The sequence below is a fragment of the Pseudocitrobacter vendiensis genome (genome assembly GCF_943590815.1).
Taxonomy (GTDB): domain Bacteria; phylum Pseudomonadota; class Gammaproteobacteria; order Enterobacterales; family Enterobacteriaceae; genus Pseudocitrobacter; species Pseudocitrobacter vendiensis.
The window spans coordinates 140503-160341 of record NZ_CALSBS010000004.1; the positions used below are offsets into that span (position 1 = coordinate 140503).

Genomic DNA, 19839 nt, shown 5'->3' on the forward strand with positions numbered 1-19839 from the left:
ACACCATTTTTACGAATTAAAAATCTGTTATGGCCTGCTCACATTAAGCCACATAAAAATAAGGGTTATATGAAATGGTATGCGAGTTAAATGTTGAGGGATGTGATCTAAATCGTGGTTGTCACAATGAAAAGAGATTAAGGGCACCAGGAATGAACTGAAGGCGAAAAAAAACGGTTCCTGTAAAGGAACCGTTTCATCAGACGATGAGAAATGCGATTACTTCGTGATTTGCGCGTGCATTTCCTGCACCGAAATCACTTTCTCTTTCGCGTCCGCATTCAGCGCCATGGACGTTGCGAAACCGCCGTTCAGGGTGGTGTCGTAATGCACCTTATACTGCAGCGCGCTGCGACGAATCAGCTTGGAATCTTCAATCGCCTGGCGACCCGCAGTGGTGTTGATGATGTAGGTGTATTCGCCATTCTTGATACGGTCCTGAATGTGCGGACGACCTTCATGCACCTTGTTCACCAGACGTGGGTTGATACCTGCTTCGCCCAGCACAATCGCCGTGCCGTGCGTCGCGTCCAGCTCGAAGCCATGCTTCAGCAGTTTCGCCGCCAGGTCGACAACGCGCTCTTTATCACCTTCACGAACAGAGAGCAGTGCGCGGCCCTGTTTCTTCATGGTGGAATTACTGCCCAGTTGCGCTTTCGCAAAGGCTTCTGCGAACGTGCGGCCTACGCCCATGACTTCCCCGGTAGAGCGCATTTCTGGCCCTAACAGCGGGTCAACGCCCGGGAATTTGTTGAACGGCAGCACCACTTCTTTCACCGAGTAGTACGGCGGGATGATTTCTTTGGTCACGCCCTGCTCGGCCAGCGTTTTGCCTGCCATCACGCGCGCCGCCACTTTCGCCAGCGGAACACCGGTCGCTTTGGAGACAAACGGTACGGTACGCGCTGCTCGCGGGTTAACTTCAATCAGGTAGACTTCGTTGTTTTTAACGGCAAACTGCACGTTCATCAGACCGCGCACCTGCAATTCGAAGGCCAGTTTCTGCACCTGCTGGCGCATCTCATCCTGAATTTCCTGGCTTAAAGTGTACGCAGGCAGAGAACATGCGGAGTCACCGGAGTGTACGCCCGCCTGCTCGATGTGCTCCATAATGCCGCCAATCAGCACCCTTTCGCCGTCGCAGATAGCGTCCACATCCACTTCTACCGCATCGTCGAGGAAGCGGTCGAGCAGAACCGGTGCGTCGTTAGAGACGCTGACGGCGGTCTGGAAGTAGCGTTTCAGGTCAGCTTCGTCGTAGACGATTTCCATCGCGCGGCCGCCAAGGACATAGGACGGACGCACCACCAGCGGGTAGCCAATCTCTTTCGCTTTCTCAACCGCCATTTCGATAGCGGTAACAGTGGCGTTGGCCGGTTGTTTCAGTTTCAGACGGTCAACCGCATGCTGGAAACGTTCACGGTCTTCCGCACGGTCGATGGCATCCGGGCTGGTACCGATAACCGGTACGCCAGCGGCTTCCAGTGCGCGCGCCAGTTTCAGCGGGGTCTGGCCGCCGTACTGGACGATAACGCCTTTCGGCTTTTCGATACGCACAATTTCCAGCACATCTTCCAGGGTAACCGGCTCGAAGTAGAGACGGTCGGAGGTGTCGTAGTCGGTGGAGACGGTTTCCGGGTTACAGTTCACCATGATGGTCTCGTAACCGTCTTCGCGCAGCGCCAGCGAGGCGTGTACGCAGCAGTAGTCAAATTCGATACCCTGACCGATACGGTTCGGGCCGCCGCCGAGAACCATAATTTTGTCGCGCGTAGATGGGTTGGATTCGCACTCATCTTCATAGGTGGAGTACATGTACGCGGTGTCGGTCGCGAATTCTGCCGCGCAGGTATCCACACGCTTGTAGACCGGGTGCAGGTTGTACTGGTCGCGCAGTTTACGGATTTCCGCTTCGCGTACGCCTGCCAGTTTAGCCAGACGCGCGTCGGCAAAGCCTTTACGTTTCAGGCTACGCAGGAAGTCTGCGTCGAGGCCGTTGATGCCCACTTCCGCCACTTTCTCTTCCAGACGCACCAGTTCTTCAATCTGTACCAGGAACCAGCGGTCGATGTTGGTCAGGTTGAAGACGCCGTCTACGGACAGGCCCGCACGGAACGCATCCGCGATGTACCAGATACGCTCTGCGCCAGCGTCTTTCAGCTCGCGACGAATTTTGGTCAGCGCTTCCGGGTCATCCAGGCTCACTTTCGGGTCAAACCCTGTTGCGCCCACTTCCAGGCCACGCAGTGCTTTTTGCAGAGATTCCTGCTGCGTGCGACCAATCGCCATCACTTCCCCGACGGATTTCATCTGGGTGGTCAGACGGTCATTCGCACCGACGAATTTTTCAAAGTTAAAGCGCGGGATTTTGGTCACAACGTAGTCGATGGACGGTTCGAAGGAAGCCGGAGTACGGCCACCGGTGATGTCGTTCATCAGCTCATCAAGGGTGTAACCGACCGCCAGTTTCGCCGCCACTTTAGCAATCGGGAAGCCAGTCGCTTTTGATGCCAGTGCAGAGGAGCGAGACACGCGCGGGTTCATTTCGATAACAATCAGACGACCATTTTTCGGGTTAACTGAGAACTGGACGTTAGAACCGCCGGTTTCAACGCCGATTTCACGCAGTACCGCCATCGAGGCGTTACGCATGATTTGGTATTCTTTATCGGTCAGGGTTTGCGCTGGCGCCACGGTGATGGAGTCACCGGTGTGGATGCCCATCGCATCGAAGTTTTCGATAGAGCAGACGATGATGCAGTTGTCGTTTTTATCACGCACCACTTCCATCTCGTACTCTTTCCAGCCGATCAATGATTCATCAATCAGCAGTTCATTGGTTGGGGAGAGATCCAGACCGCGTTCGCAAATCTCTTCAAACTCTTCGCGGTTGTAGGCGATACCGCCGCCGGTGCCGCCCATGGTAAAGGAAGGACGGATGATGCACGGGAAGCCGACGTCAGCGGCAACCGCCAGCGCTTCTTCCATAGTGTGCGCGATACCGGAACGCGCGGTATCGAGGCCGATTTTCTTCATCGCCACGTCGAAGCGACGGCGATCTTCTGCTTTATCAATCGCGTCGGCGGTGGCACCAATCATGGTGACGCCGAACTCTTCCAGCACGCCCTGACGCTCCAGTTCCAGCGCGCAGTTCAGCGCCGTCTGGCCGCCCATGGTTGGCAGCACCGCATCCGGGCGCTCTTTTTCAATAATCTTGCGTACCACTTCCCACTGAATCGGCTCGATGTAGGTCGCATCGGCCATTTCCGGGTCGGTCATGATGGTTGCCGGGTTGGAGTTCACCAGAATAACGCGGTAACCCTCTTCGCGCAGCGCTTTACACGCCTGGGCGCCGGAGTAGTCAAACTCACACGCCTGGCCGATAACAATCGGGCCCGCACCCAGAATCAGGATACTTTTTATGTCTGTACGTTTTGGCATGGCTTTTATAACTCCTGATTATTTCGCGGACTGACGGTATTGCTCAATAAGCTCGATAAAGTGGTCGAACAGCGGTGCGGCATCGTGCGGGCCCGGGCTCGCTTCCGGGTGACCCTGGAAACTGAACGCTGGCTTATCGGTACGGTGAATACCTTGCAGCGTGCCGTCGAACAGAGATTTATGCGTCACGCGCAGGTTTGCCGGGAGTGTCGCTTCATCCACTGCAAAACCGTGGTTCTGCGCGGTGATCATCACCACGTTCTTATCGATATCTTTAACCGGATGGTTGCCGCCGTGATGGCCGAACTTCATCTTGATGGTCTTCGCACCGCTCGCCAGCGCCAGCAGCTGATGGCCCAGGCAGATGCCGAATACCGGAATGTCGGTTTCGAGGAATGTCTGAATCGCGGTAATCGCGTAATCACACGGTGCCGGGTCGCCGGGGCCGTTGGAGAGGAACACGCCGTCCGGGTTCATCTTCAGCACATCTTCCGCAGACGTTTGCGCCGGAACGATGGTCAGGCGACAGCCACGGTCAACCAGCATACGCAGAATATTGCGTTTCGCGCCAAAATCGTAGGCAACGACGTGGAATGGCAGCTCTTCTTCTTTTTTGGCTTCCGGCAGCTCTTCTGCCAGTGTCCAGCTACCCTGCGTCCAGCTGTAGGATTCGCGGGTGGTGACTTCTTTCGCCAGGTCCATTCCGTTCAGGCCCGGGAACGCACGGGCTTTTTCCAGCGCCAGCGCCGCATCCAGGTTATCCCCTGCGATGATGCAACCGTTCTGTGCGCCCTTCTCGCGCAGCAGACGCGTCAGCTTACGGGTATCGATATCGGCAATCGCCACGATGTTATGGCGTTTCAGGTAGGAAGAGAGATCTTCAGTATTGCGGAAGTTGCTGGCAATCAGCGGCAGGTCACGGATAACCAGACCCTGCGCATGAACCTGAGAAGACTCTTCGTCAGCAGCATTGGTGCCGACATTGCCGATATGGGGATAAGTAAGAGTAACGATTTGGCGGGAATAGGAAGGATCAGTGAGGATTTCTTGATAACCGGTCATTGAAGTATTGAAAACGACTTCCCCAACCGCCGAACCTGTTGCCCCTATGGCCCGACCGTGAAACTGGGTTCCGTCTTCCAGAACCAATAGCGCTGACTTAATCAAAACACCCTCCAGAGAATATTCACTCACTTTATTTGCATATTAATTCACAATGGTGACATAAATCAATGCAAATCTGCTTACCTTTGAATTTCTGGCAAACGGCGGCATTCTAGAGAGAGCCCAGACAAAAGTCTACCTTAAAGGGCATTTTTTATTATTATTTTGCGCCACTGGCCTTAACTGATGCTTTTAACAGGCAAAAAGATCATCTAACTTGCACTGGAAAACGCTTGCGGGGCATGAAGAATGTTAAAAATGGACTCAGGCGTGAAAAAAGTAGACCGGATGGTCAAAATTTACATTTAAACAACCACAAACACGAAGATAACTTATTATTTTACTGATTTCATATATAAAACCATCAGTAACAAATAAAATAAAGGGCGATAAAATATCGCCCTATGCAATCAATGCCTTACCGACTGCAATACCACATCACGATGGGTAATAAATACTATAATTCATTAAGATTAAGCACATCACGCATATCAAAAAGACCATTTTGTTTCGATTTCAGCCACAAAGCCGAACGCACCGCGCCATTGGCAAACGTCATGCGGCTGGATGCTTTATGCGTAATCTCCACACGTTCACCAATATCGGCGAACATTGCCGTATGTTCGCCGACGATATCGCCCGCACGCACGGTCGCAAAACCGATCGTGCCCGGCACGCGCTCACCGGTATAACCTTCACGGCTGTATACCGCGCACTCTTTCAGATCTTTATCCAGCGCCCCGGCAATCGCCTCGCCCATCGCCAGCGCCGTGCCTGATGGCGCGTCCACTTTGTGACGGTGGTGCGCTTCAATAATTTCGATGTCGGTATAGTCGCCCATCACTTTGGCCGCTTTCTCCAGCAACTTCAGCATGACGTTCACGCCTACGCTGAAGTTGGCGGCAAAGACAATCGCTATCTCCTGAGAGGCATCGCAAATAGCCTGCTTGCCGGCATCATCAAAACCGGTGGTCCCGATAACCATTCCCTTCCCGTGTTCACGACAGAACGCCAGATGCGTCAGCGTGCCTTCCGGACGGGTAAAATCGATAAACACATCAAAATCATCTTTAACCGCGTCGAGGCTGCTCTGAACGGTTACGCCCGTTTTCCCCGCACCCGCCAGTTCGCCCGCATCACTGCCCAGCAGGCTGGAACCTTCGCGCTCCAGCGCTGCGCCCAACTGAACGCCGTCCATTGCCATTGCCGCCTGAATTAACTGGCGCCCCATACGTCCACCGGCCCCGGCAATGGCGACACGGATTTGTGCATCATGCATAGCTATTCTCTTTTGTTAATTTTGCGTAAACCGTTCTCAGAGTAACCAGCCCGCCCGGAGGCCGCCAGCCGAAAACGCCCATAATTAGAATTAAATGATAAACAGAGGGGAATATCAGTAAAAGCCATGATTCATCGGGAAGGACGAATCATGGCTAAAAAGAGGAGTCAGTAGCAGAATTTAGTTCTTAAAAAGCATTCCAGCCGGAAAATGGCTTAAAAACCAGGTCACCGCCAGCAGATCGGCGCTGCCGCCAGGGCTAAGACGGCGGGCAATCAACGCATCATCAAGCTGCTGCATAGCTTCAATTCCACCGGGATGTAATACTCCACCTTCCCACAGCAATTTCTGCGCTTGCTGTTGCACGTAATAAAGCCCCGATAATCCCCCGCGCGCCACCAGATTGGTGTCATCGTTCCAGGCCATGAGATGCAATAAGGTTTGCAGGAGTGCAAGATTCGTATCTCCCAGTTCTGCCATCACCCGGTTATAGACCGGCAGCGCCTGCGTACGCACGGTGCGAAAACCGCTTTCCGCTTCGCCACGGGCGCCGGCCAGACCAAACTGTAGAAAGTGAGACTCACTTTTACTGAGTTTTCCGCCCTTTGGCACCGACAACTCTTTTGCCACCAGGTGATGGCAAAACTGCGCGACTACATCACACATCAGATTTTGTTCCAGTGGAACATTCTGCGCATTCAAACGACCTATCGCCGCACTAAGCAGACCGAACGCAAAAATTGCACCGCGGTGAGTATTCACGCCCCCCGTGACCTGCAACATATCGCATTCGCAGGCAACGCCAATTGGCCGGATCATAGGCAACACCCACTCGGCGTTTCCCGTCGCTGACTCATAACCTATTTGATAAAACCGGGCCATCCACGGCGCAATCGCCGCCGTGCTTCTTTCAAAAGCGGCCAGGTCCATGTCCTTGTGCGCGCCCGTATTACGAATGTCTACCAGACCGGGCTTAGGCGTTAAGCGTACCTCGGTGAGAAGGGCCAGACGAACCCGCTTTACCAGGCTCTCCTCATCAAAAGCACAGACTTTGTTTACGGGCGATTCAGTCATCAGTATTTCGCTCATAGCTCTCAATCCTTCGGGCAACGTCGTCCAGCAGCATCGCCAGCGAATGCGTTCTGGCACGTGCGCACAGATGCGCGTCCTTCTCACAAATCAGGCAACGGCGCGCCGGAAGACCAAGCTCTCGTCGCGAAATTGCCGTGCCAACTTCATTAATGACGTCCAGATCCCACAGTCGCCCCAGCGGATGCATTCGCTCAAGTTCGACCAGTACCTCTTTCAACCTTATCGACGGCGCGCAGATCGCTATCATCCATTCAGGCCCGCTATTCGCGAAACACTCCACGTTACCTTCAATACGCCAGTCGTAGCGCTGGCACAGTGTTAACACGGCCTTACGCGCGGCTTCGGCAACATCGCGCCAGGCGGGGCTATTTTTGATAGGCCCGGGCGCAACAAGTGTGAAAGAGACCAGCGGCTGGCAATAAAGCCCCAGCATTCGATGCTGCCGAATAACGCGCTGCTCGCGCGCCTGAAGCATCTCTGTGAGCGTAACGGGCTGCCCTTCAAAGAGCAGATCTGCGCGTTTCATCAGGCTTTAACCTGCCGGATAACGTCTATCACCGAGCCATCGCGATAGCGCACGACTGCCACGACACGGTCAGTGAATTCAATCGGTTGAGGTTTACCCGTTAGCAGCTCCGCACGCTGCTGCAACTGCTCAATGGTCATCATGGGAATACCCGCCTCACGCAGGTTATCGATCAAGTCCTGACGCGCCGGGTTAACGGCGATACCGTGATCGGTGACCAGCACATCGACGCTGGCGCCCGGCGTTACGGTGGTGAGCACTTTCTCCACCACGCACGGAATGCGCCCGCGTACCAGCGGCGCGGTAATAATGGTGAGATCCGCCCCCGCCGCCGTATCGCTGTGGCCGCCGGATGCGCCGCGCAGTACGCCATTCGAGCCCGTCATAACGTTTACGTTGAAATTGACGTCAATTTCCAGCGCGCTGAGCATCACCACGTTGAGCCTTTCGCAGGATGCGCCTTTAGAGGTCGGGCTGGCATATTGATTCGTCGAGATTTCGATATGATGCGGGTTCTGCGCCAGAGAACGGGCTGCATCGCCATCAAAAGATTGGGTATCCAGCAGCGCTTTAATCAGCCCTTTTTCATGCAGATCGACCATCGTGCCAGTGATCCCGCCCAGACCGAAACTGGCGGTAATATGATGGCGACGCATTTTATCTTCCAGGAAACGCGTCACCGCCAGCGATGCGCCACCGGTACCGGTTTGCAGCGAAAAGCCCTCTTTGAAATACCCGGAGTGCTCAATCACATTTGCCGCCTGGCGGGCTATCAACAGTTCGCGCGGATTGCTGGAAAGACGGATCGCCCCGGCGGTAATTTTTGCCGGATCGCCCACCTCTTCGACCTGAACGATCAGATCAACCTGATCCTGCTCAATGCTGGCCGGATAATTGGGATAGGCGACCCACTCTTCAGTCAGCAATACCACCGTCTTCGCGTATTGCGCATCAACTTTGGCGTAACCCAGCGAACCACAGCGCGATTTGCCGCTAAACCCGTTAGCGTTGCCGAATTCATCGCAGCAAGGCACGCCGAGGAAGGCGACATCAATGTTTAACTCGCCCGATTGAAGTAGATTCACGCGACCGCCGTGGGAATGGATCTGCACCGGATTTTCCATCAGTCCAGCGGAGATCTCTTCACCTAATTTACCGCGCAATCCCGAGGTGTAAATCTGGCGGATGACGCCATTTTTGATGTGTTCAATAAGCGGCCAGTGCGCGTCAATCAGTGAACTAGACGCCAGCGTGAGATCGCGAAAACCCATCTGCGCCAATGTCTCTACCACCATATTGACGACCTTGTCGCCGCCACGAAACGCGTGATGGAAGGAGATGGTCATCCCATTCTGTAGCCCGGAGCGGCGAATCGCGTCTTCTAACGATGCGCAGATTTTGCGTGAGCGTTTCTCTTTTTCACAGGCCAGCCAGGGACTATGGGCGCTAACGCCAGCGTAGGGCTTAAGCCCTTCGGGCACAATGTACTGCTGATGCAACATTTCCACGGTATCTTTCATCATCCCTTCCCCTTAATCGCGTACGCCGGAGGTAGACAGCGCCACCACTTTGCGGGCGTGATCGATAATCGGCCCGTCAATCATTTTGCCGTTTAATGAAACGACGCCCAGCCCGCGAGACTCCGCCTCTTCCGCTGCCGCAATGACTTCAAATGCATGAGTGACTTCACCGCGCGTTGGCGCATAGGCCTGATGCAGAAGCTCAATCTGCCGCGGATTCACCAATGATTTACCGTTGAAACCCAATCCTTTGGCGAGCTGCACTTCCTTCAGGAAGCCTTCTTCATTGTTGATATCAGACCAGACCACATCGTAGGCCGCGATCCCGGCGACACGCGCGGCGTGCAATACCGCACAGCGCGCATAAAACAGCTCGCTACCATCGCCACGGCAGGTGCCCATGTCCATCACGTAGTCGAACGCCGCCAGCGCAATCGCCACCATGCGCGGGCTGGAACGGGCGATCTCCACCGCGTTGACCACACCAGTCGCTGACTCAATCGCCGCCATCAGTTTGGTGCTGCCCACCTCACGGCCACACGCGCGCTCGATGCGCTCTACGTGTGCTTCCAGCTCCAGCACATCTTCTTTACTGTCCGTTTTCGGCAAACGCACGATGTCCACACCGCCGCGCACAACGGCTTCCAGATCGGCCAGACCGAATGGAGTATTCAACGGGTTAATACGTACGACCTTCTCCACATCCTGGTAAAACGGATGCTGTAATGCGTGATGCACCAACAACCGCGCACTGTCCTTTTCGCGCAGGGAAACCGCATCCTCAAGGTCGAACATGACCGCATCCGCGCCATAGACAAAAGAGGTACTTAACATGGCGGCATTCGCGCCGGGAATGAACAACATACTGCGACGTGGCTTCATAATGCCTCCCATACAATCTCAGCTTGCCCCGCAGCACGCATGGCTGCCGCCTGCACGCGAGCACGCAGCACGCACTCCAGCGCGCCTTTGTCATCGACTGCAACGGCGGCGTTGGTCACGCCTAACTTTGCCAGCGTTTCACGGGTAACCTGTTCTATCGCCGCGCCAAACTGCTGTTTCACCAGGCTCTCCAGCTCAAGCTGGATACCCGGCTCGCTGGATGGGCCGATCCTGACCATCACATCGCTGGATTCCAGCGTGCCGGCCAGGGCATCTTTTATGATTTCCATGAAGTCGTTCCTTATTAATAAAAATCGTATCAGGCGGTTTGCGGACTCTCCGCCGCCAGACGCGTCAGAAAATCGAGTGTTGTGGGCGGCACCAGTTGAGCAATCGCACGCCAGTTGCGCTCGGCATAAAGTTTGCGCACACGCGAAGCAGAAATTGCGCCCCCCTGTTGTTCCAGCCGTGGAAGCTCCACAACCTCAACCGTCGGCGCCAGTAACGTTTTCATTCGCTGGTTATAGGCGCGGGTTAACGGGCAGAAAGGTTCCGTGCCAACGAAACGGTGAGTGATACCCAGAGCGGGGGCGAAGCGTTCGCGAAAGAGCTGTAGATCGATCTGGCTGTGGCAATCATCAACCACGCCCTTATCTTTTAAGAAATACCCCGGGAAGGTGGCGCGCGAAATTAACCACGCCGATCCTGGATGAAGGGTAACGTTATGGATCCCCGCGATACCTTGCTCGATCAATTGCCAGCGATCGGCATAGCTAAAAAAGGAGGCGTCTTCTTTAACCATCAGCAGATGCAGCCAGTCGCACTGCGCGGCGGCCTGCGCCACTAACCAGAGATGCCCCAGCGTGAAAGGGTTGGCGTTCATCACGATGGCACCCACTTTCTTCCCGGGACGACGATACAGCGAGAGCTGTCGGCAGTAGCGCGCCAGCCGCTCACGGCTGTTTTCCATCAGCACCGCCTGCTCTTCAGCCTGCGCAATCGGCCAAAACCCTGCTCCGGAAAAAAGCGCGACATTTTCAGGTTTCGTGAACAGAAATAGTTCACTGTGGCCACGTTCAAACGCCAGCGTCACCAGTTCCGTTAATAATTTCAGGCTTAAGCCACTACCCTGAAGCGCGGGATCTACCGCGATGCATTTAATGACATTTCCGGCAATCGCCCCGCATCCCACCAGCCGCCCCTGAGACTTCGCCATTACCAGCACGTCGCAATCGGCTTCAAGTTTTAGGTGCGCGTTAGCAAGAAAGGCCTCGACGGCCTGACGGCTAGCGATGTCATGATGCGGGTCGCAGCAGTGATAAATAAGATCCATAACTCAATGTCCGTCGGGAATAACGGCGGCTATTTCGCCACTATTCACTCACCGCGTCCTGATGTTAAATCACACTTTTGCGTCTGGTTTTATTGTCCTTATGGTTTTTATGTTGTTAATTAATTCGGAAAGATAAAATAATTAAATTAATTAAAAACACTACCGGAAAGTGAAGATTATCACAATCAACAGCAGGCCTCATTTATTACCATCCGCAGCGTATTACCACTCCCTTTATCAAAGACAGGATGCCCTATGAGTAACATCAGCACATCTCCTGAGACGGAGAAGAAAGACGTGCGTGACCTGCTGAATTTTAAGATATTTGGTATGTCGCTGCCGCTTTACGCGTTTGCGTTAATCACTTTATTACTTTCCCACTTTAACGATAAGCTGCCGGGCGATGTTGTCGGCGGTTTTGCGCTAATGTTTATTATTGGTGCAGTATTTGGTGAGATTGGTAAACGCCTGCCGATATTTAATAAATATATTGGTGGCGCACCGGTAATGATTTTTCTTGTCGCCGCTTATTTTGTGTATGCCGGAATATTCACGCAGAAAGAGATCGACACTATTACTAAAGTCATGGATGAAACGAACTTCCTGAACTTATTCATTTCCGTATTGATCACCGGGGCAATCTTATCGGTTAACCGTAAATTATTGCTGAAATCACTGTTGGGATATATTCCAACGATTCTTCTGGGGATTCTGGGCGCGTCCGTTTTTGGGATTCTTATTGGCCTGTGCTTTGGCATTCCGGTCGATCGCATCATGATGCTGTACGTACTGCCGATTATGGGCGGCGGTAATGGCGCAGGCGCGGTTCCGTTGTCAGAAATTTATCACTCTGTCACCGGTCGCTCACGTGAAGAGTACTACTCTACCGCGATTGCGATTCTGACTATCGCGAACATTTTCGCCATCGTCTATGCCGCTTTCCTCGACATCATCGGCAAGAAATACCCGGTATTAAGCGGCGAAGGCGAACTGGTGCGTAAAGCCTCTTTCAAAGCGGAAGAAGATGAAAAAGCAGGCCCAATTACTCATCGTGAAACCGCGGTTGGCCTGGTGCTCTCCACCACCTGCTTCGTACTGGCCTATGTCATGGCGAAAGCCATTCTGCCGAACATCGGCGGCGTAGAAATTCATACTTTTGCCTGGATGGTACTGATTGTCGCAGCGCTGAATGCCTCAGGCCTTTGCTCACCGGAAATCAAAGCGGGGGCTAAACGCCTGTCCGATTTCTTCTCTAAACAGATGCTGTGGGTGCTGATGGTCGGCGTCGGCGTTTGCTACACCGACCTCCAGGAAATCATTGATGCACTGACCTTCGCCAACGTCATTATCGCCGCCGTTATCGTTATCGGTGCCGTGGTCGGCGCAGCGCTGGGCGGCTGGCTGATTGGCTTCTTCCCGGTCGAATCCGCGATTACCGCAGGCCTGTGTATGGCGAACCGTGGTGGTTCCGGTGACCTGGAAGTGCTCTCCGCCTGTAACCGTATGAACCTGATCTCTTATGCACAAATCTCCTCTCGTCTGGGCGGCGGTATTGTGCTGGTCATCGCCAGCATCGTGTTCGGCATGATGGTGTAACGCATTCGCACAACGGTACGCGCAGAGGGTAAGTGGCGATAGCGATAAGAGCCTGAGCCGGGGCGGCTGGGGAAATCCACTCTTTACCGTCGCACTTTACCTTCCAACGTACCGTTGTGCTCTTACCTGAGAATCTCATCATGAATGATGCCGCACTATTGGGCGAAGGGATCACCCTGATGCTCCTGGGAATGGGGTTTGTCCTCACCTTCCTTTTTTTACTCATCCTGGCTATCCGGGGTATGTCCACCCTCATCAACCGCTTCTTTCCTGAACCCGAACCGGTTGCTGCGCCACGCCCTGTTCCTGCTCCCGTCGATGACTTTAGCCAGCTTAAGCCGGTTATCGCGGCGGCTATTCACCATCATCGTCGCCTTAATGCTTAATTCACGGAGGAATTTATGACCGTTGCTATTACCGATGTCGTCCTGCGCGACGCTCACCAGTCTCTGTTTGCCACCCGTCTGCGTCTTGACGATATGCTGCCGATTGCCGCGGCGCTCGATGACGTGGGCTACTGGTCGCTTGAATGTTGGGGCGGCGCCACCTTTGACGCCTGCATTCGCTTTCTGGGCGAAGACCCGTGGGTACGCCTGCGTGAGCTGAAAAAAGCCCTGCCGAAAACCCCGCTGCAAATGCTGCTGCGCGGGCAGAATTTACTGGGCTATCGCCACTACGCCGATGACGTGGTGGAACGCTTTGTCGAGCGCGCCGTGAAAAACGGCATGGACGTGTTCCGCGTGTTTGACGCCATGAACGATCCGCGCAATATGAAGGCTTCCCTTGAAGCGGTGCGCAGCCACGGCGCGCATGCGCAGGGCACACTCTCTTACACCACCAGCCCGGCGCATAACCTGCAAACCTGGCTCGACCTGACGGAACAACTGCTGGAAATCGGCGTCGACTCTGTCGCCATCAAGGATATGTCCGGCATCCTGACGCCCGGAGCGGCGTATGAACTGGTCAGTGAAATCAAAAAACGCTATGACGTGCGTCTGCATCTGCACTGCCACGCCACCACCGGCATGGCGGAAATGGCGCTGCTCAAAGCGATTGACGCGGGCGTCGATGGCGTCGATACGGCGATTTCGTCGATGAGCGCCACCTACGGTCACCCGGCCACCGAAGCGCTGGTCGCCACTCTGGCGGACACGCCGCACGATACCGGTTTCTCGCTGCCGCAGATTGAGAAAATCGCCGCCTGTTTCCGCGACGTGCGTAAGAAATACCACAGCTTTGAAGGTCAACTGAAAGGCTATGACAGCCGCATTCTGGTGGCGCAGGTACCGGGCGGGATGCTCACCAACCTGGAAAGCCAGCTGAAGCAGCAGAACGCCGCCGACAAGCTTGATGCCGTGCTGGCCGAAATCCCACGCGTGCGCGAAGACCTCGGGTTTATTCCCCTGGTGACGCCCACGTCTCAGATTGTCGGCACTCAGGCGGTGCTCAACGTGCTGACCGGCGAGCGCTATAAATCCATCGCCAAAGAGACGGCGGGGATTTTGAAAGGCGAGTATGGCCGCACACCCGCACCGGTGAACGCCGCATTGCAGGCTAAGGTGCTGGAAGGCGGGCAGGCAATTACCTGTCGCCCGGCAGACCTGCTGAAACCTGAACTGGCGACGCTGGAAGCGGATATCAAACGTCAGGCGCAGGAAAAAGTCATTACGCTTGCCGATAACGCCATTGATGATGTCCTGACAGTGGCGCTCTTCCCGCAACCGGGCCTGAAGTTCCTTGAGAATCGCGATAACCCGGCGGCCTTTGAGCCGCGCCCTGAGCTGGCGTCCGCTAAGCCAGCCGCCCCGGTCAGCGCGCCAAAACCGGCGGCCTCCAGCGGTATTTATACTGTCGAAGTGGACGGCAAAGCCTGGGTGGTGAAAGTAAGCGATGGCGGCGATATCACGCCTGTCGCCGCATCATCGGCTCCGGCGCCACAGGCTCCTGCTCCGGCGGGCACAGGCACTCCGGTTGCCGCGCCGCTGGCCGGGAATATCTGGAAAGTCATCGCCAGCGAAGGCCAACAGGTGGCGGAAGGCGATGTGTTGCTGATCCTCGAAGCCATGAAGATGGAAACGGAGATCCGCGCCGCGCAGGCAGGCACGGTACGCGGCATCACGGTGAAAGCCGGGGATGCGGTTGCGGTGGGTGACACCCTGATGACGCTGGCGTAACGGGGGCGGATATGGAGAGTCTGAACGCCCTGCTTCAGGGCATGGGGCTGATGCACCTCAGCGCAGGCCAGGCGGTGATGCTGCTGGTCAGCCTGCTGCTGCTGTGGCTGGCTATCGCGAAAAAGTTTGAACCGCTGCTGCTGCTGCCCATTGGCTTCGGCGGCCTGCTGTCGAACATTCCGGAAGCCGGGATGGCAATGACCGCGCTGGAGAGCCTGCTGGCGCATCACGACGCCGGGCAATTGACAGTGATAGCCGCGAAGCTCAACTGCACGCCGGATGTTCACGCCATCAAGGAGGCGCTGGCGCTGGCGTTACCGTCGGTGCAAAACCAGATGGAAACGCTGGCAGTGGATATGGGTTACACGCCGGGCGTGCTGGCGCTGTTCTATAAAGTAGCGATTGGCTCTGGCGTCGCGCCGCTGGTGATTTTTATGGGCGTCGGGGCGATGACCGATTTCGGCCCGCTGCTGGCCAACCCGCGCACACTGCTGCTCGGGGCTGCGGCACAGTTCGGCATCTTCGCTACGGTACTGGGCGCGTTGGGGCTGAACTACCTTGGGTTCATCCACTTCACCCTGCCGCAGGCGGCAGCGATCGGCATTATCGGCGGCGCGGATGGCCCGACGGCTATCTACCTCGCCAGCAAACTGGCGCCGGAACTGCTCGGGGCGATTGCTGTAGCGGCCTACTCTTACATGGCGCTGGTGCCGTTGATCCAGCCGCCCATCATGAAGGCGCTGACGACCGAGCGCGAACGCAAAATCCGCATGGTGCAACTGCGGACCATCAGCAAGCGGGAAAAAATCATTTTTCCGGTGATCCTGCTGTTGCTGGTCGCGCTGCTGCTGCCGGACGCCGCGCCGCTGCTGGGGATGTTCTGCTTTGGCAACCTGATGCGTGAAAGCGGCGTGGTGGAGCGCCTGAGCGACACGGTGCAGAACGGGCTGATTAATATCGTGACCATTTTCCTTGGTCTGTCGGTGGGCGCGAAGCTGGTGGCGGATAAATTCCTGCAACCGCAGACGCTGGGCATTCTGGTGCTGGGGGTGATCGCCTTTGGTATCGGGACGGCGACGGGCGTGTTGATGGCAAAATTACTGAATAAATTCAGTAAGAATCCGATTAACCCGCTCATCGGCTCAGCAGGCGTTTCGGCGGTACCGATGGCGGCACGCGTGTCTAACAAGGTTGGTCTGGAAGCGGATGCGCAAAACTTCCTGCTGATGCACGCGATGGGGCCGAATGTGGCAGGCGTGATTGGCTCGGCGATCGCCGCAGGCGTGATGCTGAAGTATGTTCTGGCGATGTAAACAACCAGGCCCGGTCAGCGTCATGCTGACCGGGCTTTCTTTTCACTAAATGAATTCTGATTTCTGCAAAAGTATGAGGGCGGACAGCTCATCTTTTGCTGAGATCGTGAAAAATGCAGCTTTTGATATCAATATGGTAGCGAAAAGACTAACCCACTGGTTTGCCCGTCGTTCCTTTCAGAATCGCATCTTTTTGCTGATTCTTTTTACATCGACCGTCGTGATGCTGGCCATTACCTGGTATCTCACCAGCATCACCGAAGAACGTCTACATTATCAGGTAGGCCAGCGCGCATTAATTCAGGCAATGCAGATTTCGGCCATGCCGGAGCTGGTTAGCGCCGTCGAAAAGCGAGATATTCCACGAATTAAAGAACTGATTGATCCGATGCGTTCATTCTCTGATGCCACCTACATTACCGTTGGTGATGCGCAGGGTCGTCGGCTTTATCATGTTAATCCTGAAGAAATTGGCAAATTTATGGAAGGCGGCGATAGCCAGGACGCGCTAATAAATGCCAAAAGCTACGTCTCCGTTCGTCAAGGTTCGCTTGGCTCATCCTTGCGCGGGAAATCGCCCGTCCAGGATAGCACCGGCAAAGTCATCGGCATCGTATCCGTGGGCTACACCATTGAGCAACTGGAAAGCTGGCTCAGCCTACAACTTAGTTCTGTGTTATTACCGATGGTCGCGATGCTGGTACTACTGCTATTTTGTGCTCGCCGCTTCTCACTGCATATCAAAAGACAGATGCTCAATATGGAGCCCCAGCAGCTGGCGCAGCTCTTGATCCAGCAAAACGTATTGTTTGAATCAGTATTTGAAGGGTTAATCGCCATTGACTCAGGTTGGCGAATTACTGCCATCAATCAAACTGCACGCCGCTGGCTAAATCTGGTACAGCCGGAACATCTTCTAATTGGTAAAAGCATCTCTGATGTCGTTTCACCCAATGCCTTTTTTTACGACCGTCCGGAAGTGAATAAAAAAGATGAAATCGTCATCTTTAATCACATCAAGATGATCGCCAGTCGCATGGCCTTGATCCTCAATGATGAACCACAGGGGTGGGTGATCAGTTTTCGTAAAAAGGACGATATCAGCACACTGAGCTTACAGCTCAGCCAGGTTCAGCAGTATGCCGATAATCTGCGGGCCGTTCAGCATGAGCACCGAAATCTAATTTCTACCATTGCGGGACTGTTATTCCTTAAACGTTACGATAATGCCCTGGCACTGATTCAGCAGCAGTCGGAAAGTCACCAAAAGGTGCTCGATTTTATTGCTCAGCGCTTTAACAATAACCACCTTGCCGGGCTTCTGATTGGTAAATATTACCGGGCTAAAGAGCTGGGGCTGGAACTGGTGTTTGATCCCGGTTGCTATGTTGATGCCCTCCCCGAAACGCTGACGCCTAACGAGTGGATTTCGATCGTCGGTAATTTGCTGGATAACGCCTATAACGCAACGCTGCGCCATCCCGAAGGGGCAACACAGATTGAATGCTTAATTAACAGCGAAGGTGCGGAGTTTTTGATCGAGGTCGCCGATCAGGGATGCGGGATCGATGAATCCCTGCGCGATCATATTTTCGAGCGCGGTGTCACCAGCAGCAATAACCGCGATCACGGTATTGGCCTGTGGCTGGTGCGTAGCTACGTTGCGCAAGCTGGCGGTACCATTGTTGTGGATAATAACCTTCCAGGCGGCACCATTTTTACACTCTATATTCCCCTGACCAGAGAAAAACATCATGGATAGTATTACTACCCTTATTGTCGAAGACGAGCCGATGCTGGCAGAGATTTTGGTCGAAACCCTAAAACCCTTCCACGGTTACAAAGTCGTGGGCATCGCGGATAAACTGGAAAGCGCTAAGAAAATGATCAGGCTTTATCAGCCGCAGCTCATATTACTTGATAATTTTTTACCTGATGGCAAAGGCATCGATCTGATTCGCTATACCGTCAATAACCATTTCAGCGGACGAATTATCTTTATTACCGCGGATAATCATATGGATACGATTAGCGAGGCCCTGCAACTGGGCGTCTTTGATTACCTGATTAAACCTGTGCACTACCAGCGACTTCAGCATACGCTTGAGAGGTTTTCCCGCTACCGCAGCTCGTTGCGATCCAGTGAGCAAGCCAGTCAGAATCATGTGGATGCCCTCTTCAATATGCAGGCAAAGGAAGACATCACGCCCCCACCCTCTGCGCTACGCGGCATCGACGAAAATACGCTAGGTAAAGTACGCGAAGTTTTCAGCGACCTTAGCGCCGTCCACACCGCCGACAGTCTGGCCCGCCTGCTCGGTAGCAGCAAGACGACGGCCAGACGGTATCTTGAGCAAGGCGTCAAAGAAGACTTTCTGGTGGCTGAAATTCACTATGGGAAAGTGGGCCGCCCGGAGCGGATTTATCGGGGGAAACGGTTACCGATTGCGTAAACCCGCATGATTCCCGGATGACCAACGCAGGCGGAAGAATAATCCGCTTCGGTGGTTCATCATTGCCCTGAATGCGACTAAAAAGTAACTCACCCGCTTTGCGGCCAATTTCTTTGGCCGCGACGGACACCGTGGTTAACGCCGGCTGCACCAGCGCCGCTTCGGTAATATCATCAAAGCCCACCAGCGCAAAATCCTGGCCGGGTTCGCGCCCCATCTTACGCAGCGTTAGCATCACGCCCAGCGCCACGATATCCTGGTAACAAACTGCGGCAGTAATTTGCGGATAGCGACGTAACAGTTCTTCCGCCGCCCGCGCGCCGTCGCTTTGGCTGGCCTGCGAGGTGACGATCCATTCCGCATTTGGCGAGATCCCCTTTTCCAGTAATTTACTGGTAAAACCGCCAATACGTTGGGCACGCGTACCGGAGTTCTGGCTACCGCCGATAAAAGCGATATGTCGATGTCCCAGCTTAAGCAAATGCGCCGTCGCCATTTGCGTGCCGAGGAAATTATCGGTGCCGACAAAATCGAAATCGGGATCGCTAAGCGGCCTGACAACCATAATTGCCGGAATATTACGCCGTTTCAGCCCATCAAAAAAAGATTGCGGCGTTTCTCGCGCGGCGCATAGCACCATCCCGCAGGCGTTGTTACGCATCAGCGAATCTACAAATCGTTGCTGCCGTTCACCGGATTCTTCACTGTTGGCAAGGAAAAGTAGCAGGTCATGACGCTCCATCTCATGGCTTAACCCGGCAGTCATCTCGCCGTAAAACGGGTTAGTGATGTCATGTAACAGCAGCCCGACCTGATTGCTGCTTCGGTTGCGCAGATTCGCCGCCGTTTGGTTATAGACGTAGCCCGTTTCGTCAAGTGCCTTGAGAACCCGCTCGCGAGTTGCCTGTGAAATTCGCCCCCGGTTTCGCAAGACCATAGATACCGTCGCAGTTGAAACACCCGCGCGCTCTGCGACATTCGCCAGGGTTATCGTGGTCATTATCACCTCCATTTTGTTTAGATTAATCGAATAACCTCTTTTTTGCACTACTGCGTGTGAGTCGCT

At 54.5% G+C, this 19839-nt stretch carries 15 protein-coding genes and 1 pseudogene; 6 read left to right on the forward strand and 10 right to left on the reverse strand.

Translation table 11 applies throughout. The annotated features are described in order from the left end of the window. Window positions 1-219: 219 nt before the first annotated feature. The 9 genes from carB to citC form a co-directional block, all read right to left on the reverse strand. Entirely contained in the window at window positions 220-3441 is a 3222-nt protein-coding gene (carB, locus tag NMC31_RS06755; protein WP_253897380.1) for a carbamoyl-phosphate synthase large subunit, read from the reverse strand. A gap of 18 nt (window positions 3442-3459) precedes the next feature. Further along, window positions 3460-4608, reverse strand: coding sequence for a glutamine-hydrolyzing carbamoyl-phosphate synthase small subunit (carA, locus tag NMC31_RS06760; RefSeq protein ID WP_149463056.1), 1149 nt, complete (start codon window positions 4606-4608; stop codon window positions 3460-3462). Window positions 4609-5062: 454 nt separating this feature from the next. Beyond that, a complete protein-coding gene (gene dapB, locus NMC31_RS06765; protein ID WP_253897381.1) occupies window positions 5063-5884 on the reverse strand; it encodes a 4-hydroxy-tetrahydrodipicolinate reductase in 822 nt (273 codons plus the stop codon). Between the two features lie 180 nt (window positions 5885-6064). Beyond that, window positions 6065-6958, reverse strand: a complete 894-nt coding sequence (citG, locus tag NMC31_RS06770; protein ID WP_436649819.1) for a triphosphoribosyl-dephospho-CoA synthase CitG — start codon at window positions 6956-6958, stop codon at window positions 6065-6067. Beyond that, on the reverse strand, window positions 6951-7502 hold the full coding sequence (citX, locus tag NMC31_RS06775; protein WP_253897383.1) for a citrate lyase holo-[acyl-carrier protein] synthase: 552 nt from the start codon (window positions 7500-7502) through the stop codon (window positions 6951-6953). The genes citG and citX overlap by 8 nt, the downstream gene beginning before the upstream one ends. Next, entirely contained in the window at window positions 7502-9022 is a 1521-nt protein-coding gene (gene citF / locus NMC31_RS06780; RefSeq protein WP_253897445.1) for a citrate lyase subunit alpha, read from the reverse strand. Before citF ends, citX begins: the two co-directional genes overlap by 1 nt. A 12-nt stretch (window positions 9023-9034) precedes the next feature. After that, entirely contained in the window at window positions 9035-9904 is an 870-nt protein-coding gene (gene citE / locus NMC31_RS06785; RefSeq protein ID WP_253897384.1) for a citrate (pro-3S)-lyase subunit beta, read from the reverse strand. Beyond that, complete coding sequence (gene citD / locus NMC31_RS06790; protein WP_149463051.1) at window positions 9901-10194, reverse strand: citrate lyase acyl carrier protein; 294 nt, start codon at window positions 10192-10194, stop codon at window positions 9901-9903. Before citD ends, citE begins: the two co-directional genes overlap by 4 nt. A gap of 29 nt (window positions 10195-10223) precedes the next feature. Further along, window positions 10224-11237 (reverse strand): [citrate (pro-3S)-lyase] ligase, encoded by a 1014-nt coding sequence (gene citC, locus NMC31_RS06795; RefSeq protein ID WP_253897385.1) that lies wholly within the window; start codon window positions 11235-11237, stop codon window positions 10224-10226. A 255-nt stretch (window positions 11238-11492) separates the two neighbouring features. On the opposite strand from citC, the gene citS reads away from it, so the two are divergent. The 6 genes from citS to citB all read left to right on the forward strand — a co-directional run bounded on the left by citS (window position 11493) and on the right by citB (window position 18773). Further along, complete coding sequence (gene citS, locus NMC31_RS06800) at window positions 11493-12833, forward strand: citrate/sodium symporter CitS (protein ID WP_253897386.1); 1341 nt, start codon at window positions 11493-11495, stop codon at window positions 12831-12833. 140 nt (window positions 12834-12973) lie between these two features. After that, window positions 12974-13219: an oxaloacetate decarboxylase subunit gamma gene (locus NMC31_RS06805; RefSeq protein ID WP_253897387.1), complete on the forward strand. Its 246-nt coding sequence runs from the start codon at window positions 12974-12976 to the stop codon at window positions 13217-13219. Between the two features lie 15 nt (window positions 13220-13234). Continuing rightward, the gene (oadA, locus tag NMC31_RS06810; protein ID WP_253897388.1) at window positions 13235-15007 is read left to right on the forward strand and encodes a sodium-extruding oxaloacetate decarboxylase subunit alpha; all 1773 of its coding nucleotides are present in this window, start codon (window positions 13235-13237) and stop codon (window positions 15005-15007) included. Window positions 15008-15018: 11 nt separating this feature from the next. Beyond that, window positions 15019-16320: an oxaloacetate decarboxylase subunit beta gene (locus tag NMC31_RS06815; protein WP_253897389.1), complete on the forward strand. Its 1302-nt coding sequence runs from the start codon at window positions 15019-15021 to the stop codon at window positions 16318-16320. Between the two features lie 133 nt (window positions 16321-16453). Continuing rightward, a complete protein-coding gene (citA, locus tag NMC31_RS06820; RefSeq protein ID WP_253897446.1) occupies window positions 16454-18082 on the forward strand; it encodes a citrate sensor histidine kinase CitA in 1629 nt (542 codons plus the stop codon). Further along, entirely contained in the window at window positions 18075-18773 is a 699-nt protein-coding gene (gene citB, locus NMC31_RS06825; RefSeq protein ID WP_149463045.1) for a citrate response regulator transcription factor CitB, read from the forward strand. Before citA ends, citB begins: the two co-directional genes overlap by 8 nt. Here citB and NMC31_RS06830 read toward each other — a convergent pair. Then, window positions 18772-19773, reverse strand: a pseudogene (locus tag NMC31_RS06830) (LacI family DNA-binding transcriptional regulator); the annotation flags it as partial. The gene citB and the pseudogene NMC31_RS06830 overlap by 2 nt on opposite strands. Window positions 19774-19839 lie beyond the last annotated feature (66 nt).